This window comes from Infirmifilum tikiterense, from assembly GCF_054696565.1.
The window spans coordinates 1,563,783-1,577,098 of the sequence record NZ_CP182482.1; the positions used below are offsets into that span (position 1 = coordinate 1,563,783).

Genomic DNA, 13,316 nt, shown 5'->3' on the forward strand with positions numbered 1-13,316 from the left:
TTAATTAATGCATTGATGATTAATTGGTTAATGATTAACGAAACTGTATTCTTCGACCGGGAGTTGGAGCTGAGAGCGCTCAAGGAGGAGTACCGCAGAAGCGGCTTCTCCTTCGTCGTTCTCTTCGGTAGGAGGCGCGTGGGGAAAACTTTCCTCCTCAGGCGGTTCCTGAGTAACAAGCCCAACTCACTATACCTCTACGTTTCCGAGATGCCGTCCCCGGAGCTGAGGGAGAGCGTCGCGTGGGAAATCAGGGAAAGGCTAGGGGTTCGTGTGCCGAGGAACCCGAGCTGGAGGGATATCTTCTCGGGGGTGTTCAGGGCGGCGAGGGACCGGAGAATCATCCTAGCGGTGGACGAGTTTCAGAGGCTCGTGGATGTTGACAGGTCGGCTCTGACCGATCTCCAGAGAGTCATAGACGAGGAGGCGGCTGGCACGAAGCTAATGCTCGTGGTAAGCGGGTCAGCGGTCGGCATGATCGAGCGCTTCTTCAGGAGCGGGCAGCCGCTCTACGGCCGAGCGACGAGCTTCTTGAAGCTCAAGCCGTTTGACTTCTGCACGTCGTGTAGGTTTCTCCGCGCGAGGGCTGGGGCGACGCCTGAGGAGGCGCTGATGCTGTACGCTGTCTTCGGCGGGACGCCGTACTACCTCTCGCTCGTTGAGAGCCCGAGCTGGAGCGCTGAGGCCAGGAGGCTTATCTTGGACAATCGGTCTCCTCTCTACTACGAGCCTGAGTTCCTCCTCAGGACAGAGCTCAGAGGTAGCCTGGTCTACTTCGAGGTCTTGAGGCTCCTAGCGTCGGGGAAGTCCTCTTTCAGTGAGCTCGCGGGGAGCCTTAAGACGGCTAGGACCTCGGTCAACTACTACCTAAGAGTGCTGATCGAGGACTTGGATATAGTTGAGCGTGAGGAGCCTGTCCTCGGAGGGAGGCCGGTGTACAGGGTTAGAGACAACTTTTACAGGTTTTGGTTCCGCTACGTTCACCCCAACAGAAGCCTACTTGAGCTGGGAATGGTGGATGAAGTCCTGGAGAAGGTTGAGAGGGACTTCAGATCCTACCTGGGCTTGGTCTTTCAGGACGTTGTGAGGGAGAGCCTCCACACGCTAAGCCTGCCGTTCAAGCCGTGGAAGATAGGTAGCTGGTCGGGCCCCGAGGGGGAGATCGACGCTGTCGCTAGGGACAGAGAGGGTGAAAAAGTAATGGTCATAGAAGCGAAGTGCAAGGAGCTCGGTCTGCGCGAGGCGGAGGAGGTCTTAGCTCAGCTCAAGCTGAAGGCGAGGCGGCTACCTGGAGCCGAGAAGTGGTACGGCATAGCGGCGCTGAGGGTGGAGGGTAGGGAGGAGCTCCAGAGAGAGGGGTACCTGGTCTTCGAGCTACGAGACCTCTGCTAGCCTCTCTTCCGGCAGTGTGCGCGCACGTACCTGTAGACGTCGCTTATCCTGGGCCTCTCCCTGTAGGCGACGACGTAGTGCGGCAGGCTCTTCCACGCGGACACGGCTAGCTTCTCGTCCACGAGGACGAGGATCGGGGACTTTAGCTGCGAGAGCTTCTCGAACTTCCTCTTCAGGTAGTCGGGCGTCCAGAAGCCCGCGATCTCGATGTAGAGCTCCCCGACCCTGAAGTCCGGCACGTATATCCTGCCGTCGACGACGAGGGGCTCGGGCTCCCGCTCCACCTCGCACAGCTGGGAGAGCTGCCTGTAGAACTCCCGCTCCACCTGGCTGTCGAAGAGCTCCTCCTGGGGCTTCGCCGGGACGAGCCTGGGCGCCGAGCTGCGCTGCTCCTTGAAGGTATACGCTTTGCCGTGAAGCCGGACCGTGGCCTCGACGGCCCAGTCGTCGAAGCCGAAGACATAGGGCACGAACTTCGCGAGCCTGGTCCCGTACCTCTCGGTCTGCTTCAGTACGGATACCGGGCCGTCGATAGTCAGCTTGATGCCGCCATCCCCCGCCTCCTCCGCCACGTACATCAGGCCAAGCGACTTCAGGGCTCTCAGCGCCGGCTTCACGGAGGCTCCGCTCGACTTGAAGTAGACCCTCAGCTCTGTGCACTTGAACAGCAGGGTCTGAATCAGGGAAGTGTTGTACATCGCCACGAGCTCCTCGGCCGTAAGGCTCGGCAACTCCGCGATCTCGAGCTCGTCCTCGAAGGCCTTTGTGAACAGCCTCTCAGTCTCCTCGGGGGTGAGGACGAACCGCGCGGCGACGCGCTCGAACACCATAGCCCTGTCTACCGGGTCCACAACCGGGAACTGCCTAGACGCCTCCCTGTATACCTCGAGCCTCAGCCTCACCACGAGGTCTCTGTCCACCTCCTCAAGCTCCAGCGTCCGCTCCAGGATGTGGGCGAGCCCCCTGGCCAGCTTGGGGTCGAAGGGGGCCTCCGCGAGCCTCTCCCTGGCCTCCCTGAGCCTCAGCCCGGGCTTGTACAGGTCGATAACGTACTCCGCCGGCACCGGGTCGTTGAGGTAAGCTGGCCTGACGAAGCCTCCTCTCCTGGAAACCCTGAGCAGCTCTGCGGGCAGCACTACAGCCCCCTCCGCCTCCTCCTCGATGCGGCGACCTCCCGCGTGCTAGCGGTCACGACCTCGTAGATCTTGGCTTTCTCTGGCTTAAGCCTGAGGGCCCGGCCAACCCTCTGGATGAACTGCCTCCTCGAGGAGGTGCCCCCGAGTATCACCACGACGTTCACGTCCGGCACGTCGATCCCCTCGTCGAGGACCTTGCCTGTCACGATAGCCTTGAACACCCCCGACCTGAAGCCCTCGAGCACCCTCCTCCTCTCGTCGCCGCTAGTCTCATGGGTTATCAGGGGGATCAAGTACCTCTCGGAGACAGCCCTAGCCAGCGAGGTGTACTCGGTGAAGATGAGGATCCTGCCGTCACGGTGCCTGGAGAGGATCTCCCCCACCACCTGGACCTTGCTCTCCGAGTTGAAGAGAATGCTCCTCATCTTCACCCACGCCTCCAGAGCCCTCCTCGCCCCGGGGTCGCGCCCGCTCAGCACCACTAGCTTCCGGAACTCCGCGGGGCTCCTGAACCTGAGCCCCCTCCTCCTCACGTAGTCGAGGTACACTTTCTCGAGCCGCCGGTACTCGGCTTCCTCCTCCTCGCTGAGCCTCACCTTCACGAGCTCGACCTCGAACTCAGCCAGGTACCTGCCAGAGGCCTCGGAGACGCTCATCTCGTACACCACCGGGCCCACCAGCTCGTCCAGGAGGAGGTGGAGGTTGTCGGCTCGCTCCGGGGTCGCCGTGAGCCCGAGCCTGTATGGAGCGGGCGAGAGCTCCGCTATCTGCCTGTAGGACTCCGATGGGAGGTGGTGGACCTCGTCGAACACAAATAGCGGGTACTTCGGCCCCAGCTGCTCGACGGAGATGTAGGCCGAGTCGTAGGTGGTTACGAGGACGCAGTTCTCCTCCTTCTCCTGGCCGTACCAGACGCCCACAGCCCCCGGGAAGTACCTGCTGAGCCTCCTCCGCCACTGCCCCACCAGCTCCACCGTGGGGACCACCACCATGGCTGGCTCTGAAACCTCAGCTATAGCGGCGATCGCGACGAAGGTTTTCCCCGCGCCGGTGGGCATGACCACGACGCCCCGCTTAGCGCGGAGCCACGCCTCAAGGGCCTGAAGCTGGTAGTGCCTCAGCTCGGGCTTCACCTTCGCCTCGACTTCCCTGCAGGCGGGCCGCAGCACGCGGTCCTCGAAAACGATCCCCCTCTCCTCAAGCACCCTCCTGACGGCGGAGTGGTGGATCGCGAGGGCCCTGTACTTCCCCACCCTCGGGTCGAGCCTGAAGAACTTCAGGGCCTCCGGGGGCGGCTTCTCGTCGACGAGTATAGTGCCTCTGTCCCAGATGAGCTCCACGCATAGAGAAGAGAATGAAGGGGTAATAAAGCTTGAGGGAGTTACCAGCTAAGGTTTACAGGCTTGCATCAGCCTCTGCAGGTTTTGGTACTTGTCGGCCCAAATGCTCGACCAGTCGTCCTGGAGCAGCCCACCGGTGTCGCCGCTGTTGGGGTTCCAGCTCCAGTAGAAGAAGTCGCATATCCTGTTCTGAATGAGCCAGTCCACGAACTTGTCCTGCCACGCCTTGTCCCGTGGGTCTCCCCCGTGCCCGTACCTTCCGCCGAACTCCCCTATTACAAGGGGGAGGCTGAGGTTCAGCTTAACGTAGCCGAAGTTCTGCATCCAAATGGCAGGCATGTTCTCCGGGAAGGTTGGGTCGTCGAAGTACGGCTGCTTGGCGACGTCGGGGCCGTAGACGTGGGCCGTGTACACGACCTTCTCGAGGGGTAGCCGGACGGGGCACTCCCTGAGGGCTCGCAGGTTCTCGCCCCAGAAAAGCGAGTAGGGGTACAGGGCCTTCGAGTCGATCTCGGGCTTCGACTTGTATGTTCCCTCGACGAATATGAGCCAGTGGGGTGCTACCTCGAGGATCTTCGACCCCACCTTCTCAACCGCGAGGCGCCAGTCCGTCGCCGGGTCACCGGTGCACCAGGTTGCCCCCCAGGGCTCGTTCCTGATGTCTGCCCCGATGACGTTGGGGTACTTGGAGAACCTCCTCGCGACGCTCAGCCACGTTTCGATGAATTTCTCCTCGGTGACCTGGTCAGAGTACCAGAGGGGCTCGATGTTGTCGCAGCCTAGCCTGTGGTAGTCTAGGAGAACGTAGATTCCGAGCTCGTTCGCCTTGGCCACGATCTTCTCCATGATCTCGACGGACGTGAGCCCTCTGAGGTCCGGGTTCAGGTTGTAGTTTATGCCCGTCGGGAAAGTGCGGTTTTCGACAGCGTAGGTGCAGAACGGGAGGCGTACGGCGTTGAAGCCGAGGCTCTTTATCTGCCTGAGCATGTCCTCCCAGTTTCGCGCCCACAACCCGTGAACCACATAGCTCCTAGTCTCGAAGCCGAACCAGTTGACCCCGAATAACCGCAGCCTCCTGGCCACGCCAGTGGTCACGTTCACCTCGTATATCTCGCCATCCCGAACCACGTAGTTTACGCTGACCGAGGCGGCTGAAGTAGTCACAGCAGAGGGAATAGCGCTCCCGGTGGCATTTGAGGAGCCGGGTGATGGTCCTGGCGGCCCGGCTTCTTTATTCTCTCCTCCCGCTCCAGGGGTTGTGGTCGCGTTCTGGTAATTAATTGGCTTAGTGCTTTCCCGAGGGGTCCCCTTGCGGCCGACATGAAAGACGAGAAAATAGCCAGCAGTTGTAACGGCCAGCGCGATCGCAAACAGCACGATAGCTTTTTTCGCATTCATTCTACTCAAGCCTCCAGCAGGCAACTCTCCTACCGTCAACCTCTATCAGCTTGGGCTGCTCGGTTTTGCACCTCTCGGTTGCGAAGGGACACCTGAGGGCGAACTTGCAACCCTTTAACGCGTAGACCTCCTCCTCACTCCTCTCCGGGATGAAGACTGAGACTCTTTCCCACTTTTTGTCTATCCTAGGGACAGAGGAGACGAGCATCTGCGTATATGGGTGCAGTGGATTATTGAACACTTGAGTAGCATCTCCCTCCTCAACTAGAACACCTCGGTACATGACGCCAACCCTAAGTCATGATTTCCATTGCAGTAAATATAAAGCTTGGGGAAGTCTTCAACTCAAACGTATACTATGCGCTATCGCGTATGCGGGTTTAGCTCAGATAGGGCACTTGGCGACCCTCTTCAGCACGTCGGCGTATAGCTCCGGGGTTGCGAAGCGGGGCTTGTTTAGCGCGTAGCACATGAGGGCCCCGAAGATGATCCTCACCCTGACCCTGTTCTCGGGCGTGTCTGAGCCGTAAATCGCGGAGGCTAGCTCCCCGACAACGGACTCGCAGAACCTAGAGATTTCCCTCCCAACCTCTTCGTCCCTATTCGAGAGCGCCATGGCTTCGATGTATAGCCTCCTGGTGACCTCGTCGCTGTACTTGCGCATGAAGCCGTCTATAAGGCAGCTCACGAGCTCTTCTCCCCTTAGCCCCCTGGAGGTGCAGGCTTGGGCCACGTCCGCCGGGAGGCTCTCAAGGGCCACCTTCCTTACGAGGTCCCACTTGGAGCCGAAGTACCATACGACGAGAGACTTCGCCACGCCCGCTTTTTTAGCCACGAGTTGGAGCGGCGCCTCGAACCCGTACCGGGCGAAGACCTCACGTGCGGCCTCCATGATCCTCTGATACGTTTCGAGGCTCACTGAAACTCCCGGCATAGAAACGCCGGCCCACGTATATACGCGTTGTCCAGCTGTTCAACAGAAAGGTTTTTATTGAACGCTTGTTCAACATTGAACCGATGGTCAACATGAGCCTGAAGAAAGTGTCGGCCCACGTGAACAAGCACTTCCTAGAATACACGCTACTGTCCCTGCTTGCGGGTTTCCTGATTGGAGTCGCTTTCCAAGCCTGGATCTCGAAGAACACCACCCTCATCAAGAACCTGATCATGGCTTTCGCCATACTCACGATATACCCGTCCATGATCCAGCTGAAGGGCGAGGAGCTGGGGAAAGCAGCTAAAAAGGGTAAGGAGATGCTCATATCCCTCGTATTCGTCTTCGTGGTTGCACCCCTCATAGCGATCCTCTTCGCGTACCTGCTCTCCGACCCGCAGGTGGCGCTCGGCTACGTCGCCTCAAACATTGTGCCGGCCAGCAGCGCGTCGATCAGCTACGTCTTCCTCGCGGAGGGCGACATAGAGCTCGCTACAGTCCTGGCTGTCATCAGCCTGCTCGGCAGCCTCGTGGCTATCCCGGGCTACCTCAGCGCCTACGCCTCGGCGACTTCACTGAACCTGCCGCTAGACCAGATAATGATGTCCGTGCTGTACACCCTCGTGGTGCCGTTCGTCGCAGGGCAGGCGACGCGGTGGATCCTAGTGTACTACAAGGCAAGAGCGGGAGGCGACAAGAGGTCCGCGTACAGCTGGATCTCGCAGGACCTGAAGCCCTACACGCAGCTCGCGACGATGCTGTCGATGCTCGTGCTGGTAGCCCTCCTAGTTGCTAACGAGTCGGGTCTCATCCTGAAGACACCGGTACTGGCCGTTGAGGTACTACTACTCCAGACAGTTATGCTTGGCTTTCTGCTCGCCCTTATCACAGTCATAGATAAAGCCCTGGGGGTTAGCTATGAGGCCAACACTGCTATAGCGTACATCTCAGCGACCAAGAACCAGAGCGTCGCCGCTATGATCGCTGTCATGGCTCTCGGCCCCAAGGCCGCGCTCGTCCCAGCCCTGGTTCCAGCAATCCAGGCACCGGTTTCAATCTCGTACCTCCGAGTACTCCCGCGTCTGAGGAAGTGGTTTAAGACGGAGAAGTGACGTCTCAAGCGTGTCCCCTTGTTAAGAATACTTTTTCTCCGCTCTTTAGAAACGAATCAAGTAAGTACCCGGCTCTCATGATAGTCCTAGTGGGCTCTTTGTCGAGAGGAAAACACTAGGATTTCAGTCCGAGCGCGGGGAAGCGCGGCTAGACGAGCCTTCTTCCAAAGCCTGAAGGCGTTGGGCTCTTGTCGTAAACCTGCTCCACGTGGAGAACGTAGACGGGCCGGTCGCTCCTGTGCTCGGGCGGCGTGTAGTGGTACGCGTCGTGTATGAGCGTTACCAGCTTGTGCACGGCGTCGTCCAGGTGCACGGTTAGCTTGCCTTTGACCTCGAAGCTTACGCTGGGTGGCTGGAAGAAGAGTAGGCTCGCGGCTCTGCTGCTCTGCACGATGCTCCAGGTCTGGTGGGGCCTGTCCCTCACCCTCTTGGCGAGCTCCACGGTTGCGAGCTTCTCGAAGTCCATGCACTTCTCGGCCACGCCCCGCGGGTGGTAAACGAGCTGCAACAGTAGCCGGGCGCCTCGGAGGCTGTGCTCTTCGTAGAGCCTCCTCAGTGTCTCTTTATCGCCAGAGGCTTGGAGATACTTCTCGTCAGAGAGCTTCACGTGCTCCTCGAGTTTACGTGTGACTTCATCTGCGTACTCCTCCCTCGGGACGTAGCCGCATCCAACTATCTTTGCATTCACCTTTACCTCGCCGCTAGCGCATGTGGCCGTCACGAGAGCTGGGTTGTGGCGTGTGAACTCGAGGAAAAACTTCTCAGGGCTTAAGCGCTGCCCCTCGACGAGCTGCAGGAGCAGGTTACGCCGGGCGTAGTAATTCCACTCGAGAAAGGATTCAGGCAGCCTTGCCATGGAGAGATGAGTCTCTACTTCGACTTATATTTATTCTCCCAGTACTGACCCGTGCTGGGGTGGAGGAGAGAAAAGCCACACAAGGGTGAAATGGTAGTGCGCTGCTACGAAGCGCAGGTGTTGCTAGCACCCTGAGTATAGAAAAAGCGGCTTAAACCGCTACTTTTTCAACTCCCTTAGCCTGGCTTCGACGCGTGCAAGCTCCTCCTCAAGGGATTTCTTGTAATCATCCAATCTCTTCAGCTCCTCCTCTAGGAGGCGCTTGTACTCTTCCGCGGATCGCTCATCGAACGTCGGGTTTGTGCCCCAGTAGTACCAGCCCGGTACTCCGTATGCGCGCCAGCAGTATCCCGGGCCGTAGACCCAGCCTGGCCTCTCCCAAGGTGGGAGGTCGGCCCAAGGGCCGTTTCCCGGCCAAGGCCCGCGGGCGCGCCAGCCTCCGTACCTCCATCCCAATACCTTTCACCGTTTTGAGACATCGCACAGAATTATATAAATTTTTCATCAAGGGAGCCTTATATTACGCTCAGGGATTTCAGGAGGATGTAGGTACCCGCCAGGACTATGGCTACCCCGTAGATCGAGCGGAGCAGTCTCCTATCGATGCCGACTGCGAGCCTGGCGCCCAGGTAGCCTCCGGCGAGGCCGCCCGAGAGGTACGTTAAAACGACCGAGAGCAGCACTTTCCCCGCCAGGAGGTACTCTACGCCGGTGACGAGCCCGAAGGTGCCGACGCAAATGAGGGAGGTGCCGACTGCCAGCCGTACGTCTATGCCCCCTATGTAGACAAGCGCTGGAACGATGAGAAAGCCCCCACCTATGCCTAGAAAGCCGCTCAGAAAGCCCACAGCGAAGCCTGCGAGCACGACCAGTACAAGCCTCCTCCTCGGGTATGGGGCAACCGTATCACGGGTTCCGCCGCGAGGTAAGAGCATGTAGAGGCCGATGGCGATCATGGAGATCGCGAAGAGGCCTAAGAGGTAGTCCCCCGGAGTTGTTCTCCCGACCTGTGCACCAAGGAGAGAGCCCGCGACGCCCGCTGTCGCGAAGATGGTACCCGTTTTAAGGTCCACGTTCCTCCTTCTAAGGTGGTAGGCGGAGTTTATGAAGGCGTTCAAACCAACCGCTAAGGCTGTTGACCCGACGGCCACGTGCACGGCGTCGGGGTAGCCGCTTAGGCCGACGAAGTAGAGAAGCAGGGGGACGGCAAGTATAGATCCCCCTCCGCCGATAAGCCCTAGACTGAAGCCGACAAAGAAGCCCGAGAAGACGGAGAGAAGTACCTGCGTTGGGGTAAGCACAGGTAGATGTTCGATAGCCCTCTTTTAACCGTTTGGTAAATTTAAGAATATATTTATGCTATATTTACAAGAGTGCAGCCTCGAGTTCTGGGCGAGCGACCCGAGTAGCCTTGGCTGGCAACGTACGTGAGGAAAGTATTTATGGTTGTTAATAACTAAGACTTTGTATGACAGAATCACCGAAAAGTATTACTATCGACACGAATCTCCTCGAGAGAGCGCGAGAGTTTCACGGGCACGTGTGCCCATTCCTCGTGCTCGGCCTTCTCGCCTCCGAGATTGCTAAGAGCGAGCTCGGGGTTTCCAAGGCGGGGGTTTACGAGACGATACACGAGGAGCTGGTCGCAGTAGTGGAGGCTAACAACTGCATGGCTGACGGGGTTCAAGTGGCAACCGGCTGCACGCTTGGGAACAACAGCCTAATTTACCTCGACACTGGGAAGAACGCGCTCACCCTTTACAGGAGGAGCACGGGCGAGGGGGTGAGGGTTTACGTGGACTGGGAGAGGATCAGCGGCGAGTTTCTCCCGCGCGCAGCGGGCGGGGCCTGGAGGGAGGGCAGCGAGCTTTGGAGGAAGGTCGTCGTTGAGAGGTCTGCGTCCAGGGAGGAGGCTGAGCGCCTTCACGCCCTGTGGGAGCAAGTTGCCCTTAAGCTGCTGGAGCTTCCGGCGGACTACTTCAAGGTGAGCAGGGTTAAGGTGAGCCCGATTGAGCGTGCCCCAATCTTCGAGAGCGTCAAGTGCGCGAGGTGCGGCGAGCTCGTGGCGAAGCCCAGAGCCGTTGCAACGCCGGAAGGCTACCTCTGCCCGGCCTGCGCTCGTGCGAGTGTTAACGGGGTGATCGGGCGCGGGATAGTTGTTGGGCTTCAGTACCCTGTTGAGGTGATGGTGGGATGAGGTTGAGGGTCGTTCTGGCCGTCCTCGTCGTAGCGGTCGCCGTCGCGGCAGCGGCTCTGCTCATGCTAGGCGGGAGGCGCGAAACACAGCCACCTACTCCGCCTGGGGCCACGTACCCACTGACAGTCGTGGACTCCGCCAACAGGACGGTGACCATTGAAAGGAGGCCACAGCGGGTCGTGGCCGTGGGGCCCGGCATGCTGAGGCTTCTGGTGTACTTGAACGCCAGCGACCTCGTCGTGGGTGTTGAGCAGGCGGAGAAGCAGTGGAGCCCTCTTGGGAGGGACTATGCGATGGCCCTTGGCAGCGAGTACTTCTCCCCGAAGCCCGTGATTGGGCCCGGTGGTCCCGACAAGCCGCCCGCACCCGAGCTCATACTCAAGGTTCAGCCCGACCTTGTGGTGATGTCTTACGCTTTGATCGGTGCTTACGACCCAGACAGGCTCCAGAGCGAAGTCGGAGTACCAGTTGTGGTCGTCAACTACGGGACAGTGGGTAACGTGGACGTCCCTGGCTTGAAGCGCGCGCTGAGCCTCCTCGGCAGGGTTCTAGGCAGGGAGGAGAGAGCCAGACAACTCTCCGAGTACATAGATGGGATCGTTCAGGATTTGAACAGGAGAACAGCGGGGCTCGCGGCGAGGCCAAGCGTCTACGTCGGAGCGGTCTCCTTCAAGGGCGCCCAGCCCTTCACGTCCACGCAGTCGCCTTACCCGCCTCTGCTGCTCTTGAACACTCCGAGCGTGGCCGATGAGGCGGGGAAAGGCAAGGGCTTCATGTCGCTGGACTTCGAGTACCTCCTCAAAGCGCAGCCCGAGTACGTGTTCATCGATGAGGGAAACCTCCAGTCCGTGCTTCAGGACTTCCAGAAGTCCCCCGAGAAGTACTGCGCCCTCAAGGCCTTCCGGGAAGGCAGAGTGTACGGCGTCCTGCCCTTCAACTACTACTGGACTAACGTGGCCACGGCGCTCGCAAACGCCTACTACATGGGTAGCGTACTCTACCCCGATAGGTTCAAAGACATAGACCCTGCCTCCAAGGCTGACGAGATATTCAGAGCTTTCCTCGGAAAGCCCATCTACAAGGCCTTCGTTGACGGGGGGTACCCCGGCTTCGCGAACCTTAGCAACCTGTTCAAGTGCCCCTGAGAGGGGTTTCGAGGCGTGAGGAAGGAGCCACTTCTGGCAGCGTTTTTCCTACTGGCCCTCCTGGGGGTTTTCCTAGCAGAGGTGAGCTTCGGCGCGTACAGCTTATCGCTTCGTGACATTATAGCTTGCATCACGGGCGCCGGTGTCCCCCCTGAGGTTCGGGCGGTTTTAGACATGAGGCTTAGGAGAGCCCTCGCGGCGGTCGCGGTAGGGGCTATCCTGGGCTCTAGCACGATGGTGCTGCAGTCCTCTCTCAGGAACGTCCTGGCGTCGCCGTTCACTCTGGGTGTGCAGCAGGCGGCGTCGATCGGAGCCGCGGTGGCGCTCATGGCCCTGTACGGTGGCTCCGTGACTAGGTGGAGCATTACCGTCACGAACCCCTTCGTGGTATCTGGCTTCGCGTTCATAGCGGCTCTCGCGCAGACTCTGCTGATCCTGGCTCTCTCGGCCGCGGGAGGGCTCACAGCGTACGCTGTGGTGCTTGTCTCGGTGACCATGAGCTTCATAACACAGGCTGTACTCTCGTTGCTCCAGTACCTCTACTTCAACGAGATCCTGGTGGCCGCCCTCCTCTTCTGGACCTTCGGAGACGTGGGTAGGCCGAGCTGGCAGGAGATCCACATCCTAGGCATCACTGCGGCGCTCAGCCTGGCTGTGTACTGGTACTTCTCTATGGACCTGGACCTGCTCATGATCGGCGACGACGTCGCTAGGTCGAGCGGCGTAAACCCCTCCGCTACGCGAGTGGTTCTGCTCTTAGCCGCCGCGCTGGCTACAGCCGTCTCCGTGTCGTTCGCAGGAGTGATAGGCTTCGTTGGGCTAGCGGGCGGGGTTATGGCGCGGCAGATTGCCGGCTGGAGCAACAGGAGGAGCCTCCCCCTGGCCGCCACGCTGGGCGCGACCCTCCTCCTGCTATCCGACCTTGTCGGCCGAACCGCTCTTTCCCCGGTCGTGATACCCGTGGGGATAATGACGACGATTATAGGAGCCCCTCTGCTCGTCTACCTGGTGGTGCGTGGTAAGCATGGTTAGCATTAGAGTCGTAGGGGTGACGGTGAGGTACGGTAGCGTTGAGGCTCTCAGGAACGTGACCCTCAGCGTGGACTCCGGTGAGGTTGCCTCGCTGGTGGGCCCGAACGGCTCGGGGAAAACAACCCTCCTGAAGACCCTCGACGGCATACTCAGAAGATTCACCGGAGCAGTTTACCTGGACGGGAGAGATGTGAGGAGGATCGGGCAGAGGGAGATCGCTAAGGTCGTCGGCTACGTCCCTCAGAGGCTCGAGAACTTCGCGCCGATAACTGTGTACGACTTCGTCCTGACAGGCCGGCGCCCCCACGTCGACGGCCTGCCGAAGCGCGAGGACCACGAGGCCGTGGAGGAGGCGCTTAAGTTGACGGGGGCAAGCAGCCTGCGCGACAGGCCGATAACCACGCTCAGCGGGGGCGAGCTCCAGCGCGTCCTCATAGCCAGGGCGCTAGCCGCCAGACCGAAAGTCCTCCTCCTCGACGAGCCTACCGCTAACCTCGACCCCAAGTACCAGCTAGAGGTGCTGAGGATACTCCGCTCTCTAGCGAAAAGCGGGCTGTGCGTGATCATGGCCCTCCACGACCTCACCCACGCCTACAGGTACTCCGAGAAGGTCGTGATGCTGAAGAAGGGGGTGGTTTACGCCGCCGGTAGGCCCGAGGAAGTCATCACAGAGGAGAACATAAGCCGGGTCTACGGCGTTAAGGCTTTCGTCCACAGGGATATAAGGGCTGTGACATACCTCGACTGAAGAGCTTTGCGGCGCGCTTCTCTGCT

General features: G+C 59.7%; 14 protein-coding genes. 6 read left to right on the forward strand and 8 right to left on the reverse strand.

All coding sequences use genetic code 11. The annotated features are described in order from the left end of the window. Window positions 1-30: 30 nt before the first annotated feature. Window positions 31-1,392, forward strand: a complete 1,362-nt coding sequence (locus ACNO7C_RS08570; RefSeq protein ID WP_460024690.1) for an ATP-binding protein — start codon at window positions 31-33, stop codon at window positions 1,390-1,392. On the opposite strand, the gene ACNO7C_RS08575 is transcribed toward ACNO7C_RS08570, so the two are convergent. The 5 genes from ACNO7C_RS08575 to ACNO7C_RS08595 form a co-directional block, all read right to left on the reverse strand. After that, window positions 1,389-2,528: a DUF790 family protein gene (locus ACNO7C_RS08575; RefSeq protein ID WP_460024691.1), complete on the reverse strand. Its 1,140-nt coding sequence runs from the start codon at window positions 2,526-2,528 to the stop codon at window positions 1,389-1,391. The genes ACNO7C_RS08570 and ACNO7C_RS08575 overlap by 4 nt on opposite strands. Further along, window positions 2,528-3,868: a DEAD/DEAH box helicase gene (locus ACNO7C_RS08580; RefSeq protein WP_460024692.1), complete on the reverse strand. Its 1,341-nt coding sequence runs from the start codon at window positions 3,866-3,868 to the stop codon at window positions 2,528-2,530. The genes ACNO7C_RS08575 and ACNO7C_RS08580 overlap by 1 nt, the downstream gene beginning before the upstream one ends. Window positions 3,869-3,916: 48 nt before the next feature. Further along, complete coding sequence (locus ACNO7C_RS08585; protein ID WP_460024693.1) at window positions 3,917-5,266, reverse strand: glycoside hydrolase family 5 protein; 1,350 nt, start codon at window positions 5,264-5,266, stop codon at window positions 3,917-3,919. A 1-nt stretch (window position 5,267) separates the two neighbouring features. Continuing rightward, complete coding sequence (locus ACNO7C_RS08590) at window positions 5,268-5,549, reverse strand: oligopeptide/dipeptide ABC transporter ATP-binding protein (RefSeq protein ID WP_460024694.1); 282 nt, start codon at window positions 5,547-5,549, stop codon at window positions 5,268-5,270. Window positions 5,550-5,651: 102 nt separating this feature from the next. Then, a complete protein-coding gene (locus ACNO7C_RS08595) occupies window positions 5,652-6,185 on the reverse strand; it encodes a TetR/AcrR family transcriptional regulator (RefSeq protein ID WP_460024695.1) in 534 nt (177 codons plus the stop codon). Window positions 6,186-6,292: 107 nt separating this feature from the next. Here ACNO7C_RS08595 and ACNO7C_RS08600 point away from each other — a divergent pair, with 107 nt between their 5' ends. Next, the gene (locus tag ACNO7C_RS08600) at window positions 6,293-7,312 is read left to right on the forward strand and encodes an arsenic resistance protein (RefSeq protein WP_460024696.1); all 1,020 of its coding nucleotides are present in this window, start codon (window positions 6,293-6,295) and stop codon (window positions 7,310-7,312) included. A 148-nt stretch (window positions 7,313-7,460) separates the two neighbouring features. Here ACNO7C_RS08600 and ACNO7C_RS08605 read toward each other — a convergent pair whose 3' ends face one another. The 3 genes from ACNO7C_RS08605 to ACNO7C_RS08615 all read right to left on the reverse strand — a co-directional run bounded on the left by ACNO7C_RS08605 (window position 7,461) and on the right by ACNO7C_RS08615 (window position 9,469). Beyond that, window positions 7,461-8,168 (reverse strand): hypothetical protein, encoded by a 708-nt coding sequence (locus ACNO7C_RS08605; protein ID WP_460024697.1) that lies wholly within the window; start codon window positions 8,166-8,168, stop codon window positions 7,461-7,463. Between the two features lie 159 nt (window positions 8,169-8,327). Further along, the gene (locus ACNO7C_RS08610) at window positions 8,328-8,624 is read right to left on the reverse strand and encodes a hypothetical protein (RefSeq protein ID WP_460024698.1); all 297 of its coding nucleotides are present in this window, start codon (window positions 8,622-8,624) and stop codon (window positions 8,328-8,330) included. A 59-nt stretch (window positions 8,625-8,683) separates the two neighbouring features. Next, on the reverse strand, window positions 8,684-9,469 hold the full coding sequence (locus tag ACNO7C_RS08615; protein WP_460024699.1) for a sulfite exporter TauE/SafE family protein: 786 nt from the start codon (window positions 9,467-9,469) through the stop codon (window positions 8,684-8,686). Between the two features lie 167 nt (window positions 9,470-9,636). Between ACNO7C_RS08615 and ACNO7C_RS08620 the strand changes: the two genes are divergently transcribed. The 4 genes from ACNO7C_RS08620 to ACNO7C_RS08635 are packed head-to-tail and all read left to right on the forward strand — an operon-like array spanning window position 9,637 to window position 13,290. Continuing rightward, window positions 9,637-10,365, forward strand: a complete 729-nt coding sequence (locus tag ACNO7C_RS08620; protein WP_460024700.1) for an FmdE family protein — start codon at window positions 9,637-9,639, stop codon at window positions 10,363-10,365. After that, the gene (locus ACNO7C_RS08625) at window positions 10,362-11,510 is read left to right on the forward strand and encodes an ABC transporter substrate-binding protein (protein WP_460024701.1); all 1,149 of its coding nucleotides are present in this window, start codon (window positions 10,362-10,364) and stop codon (window positions 11,508-11,510) included. Before ACNO7C_RS08620 ends, ACNO7C_RS08625 begins: the two co-directional genes overlap by 4 nt. Before the next feature lie 15 nt (window positions 11,511-11,525). Continuing rightward, entirely contained in the window at window positions 11,526-12,542 is a 1,017-nt protein-coding gene (locus ACNO7C_RS08630; RefSeq protein WP_460024702.1) for a FecCD family ABC transporter permease, read from the forward strand. After that, entirely contained in the window at window positions 12,535-13,290 is a 756-nt protein-coding gene (locus tag ACNO7C_RS08635) for an ABC transporter ATP-binding protein (RefSeq protein WP_460024703.1), read from the forward strand. Before ACNO7C_RS08630 ends, ACNO7C_RS08635 begins: the two co-directional genes overlap by 8 nt. The last annotated feature ends 26 nt before the right edge of the window (window positions 13,291-13,316 follow it).

Bases quoted from the DNA above. Each gene is read 5' to 3' on its own strand.
- ACNO7C_RS08570 (WP_460024690.1), top strand. From the start codon at position 31: ATGATTAACGAAACTGTATTCTTCGACCGGGAGTTGGAGCTGAGAGCG.
- ACNO7C_RS08635 (WP_460024703.1), top strand. From the start codon at position 12,535: ATGGTTAGCATTAGAGTCGTAGGGGTGACGGTGAGGTACGGTAGCGTT.
- ACNO7C_RS08605 (WP_460024697.1), bottom strand. From the start codon at position 8,168: ATGGCAAGGCTGCCTGAATCCTTTCTCGAGTGGAATTACTACGCCCGG.
- ACNO7C_RS08600 (WP_460024696.1), top strand. From the start codon at position 6,293: ATGAGCCTGAAGAAAGTGTCGGCCCACGTGAACAAGCACTTCCTAGAA.
- ACNO7C_RS08590 (WP_460024694.1), bottom strand. From the start codon at position 5,549: ATGTACCGAGGTGTTCTAGTTGAGGAGGGAGATGCTACTCAAGTGTTC.
- ACNO7C_RS08625 (WP_460024701.1), top strand. From the start codon at position 10,362: ATGAGGTTGAGGGTCGTTCTGGCCGTCCTCGTCGTAGCGGTCGCCGTC.
- ACNO7C_RS08585 (WP_460024693.1), bottom strand. From the start codon at position 5,266: ATGAATGCGAAAAAAGCTATCGTGCTGTTTGCGATCGCGCTGGCCGTT.
- ACNO7C_RS08620 (WP_460024700.1), top strand. From the start codon at position 9,637: ATGACAGAATCACCGAAAAGTATTACTATCGACACGAATCTCCTCGAG.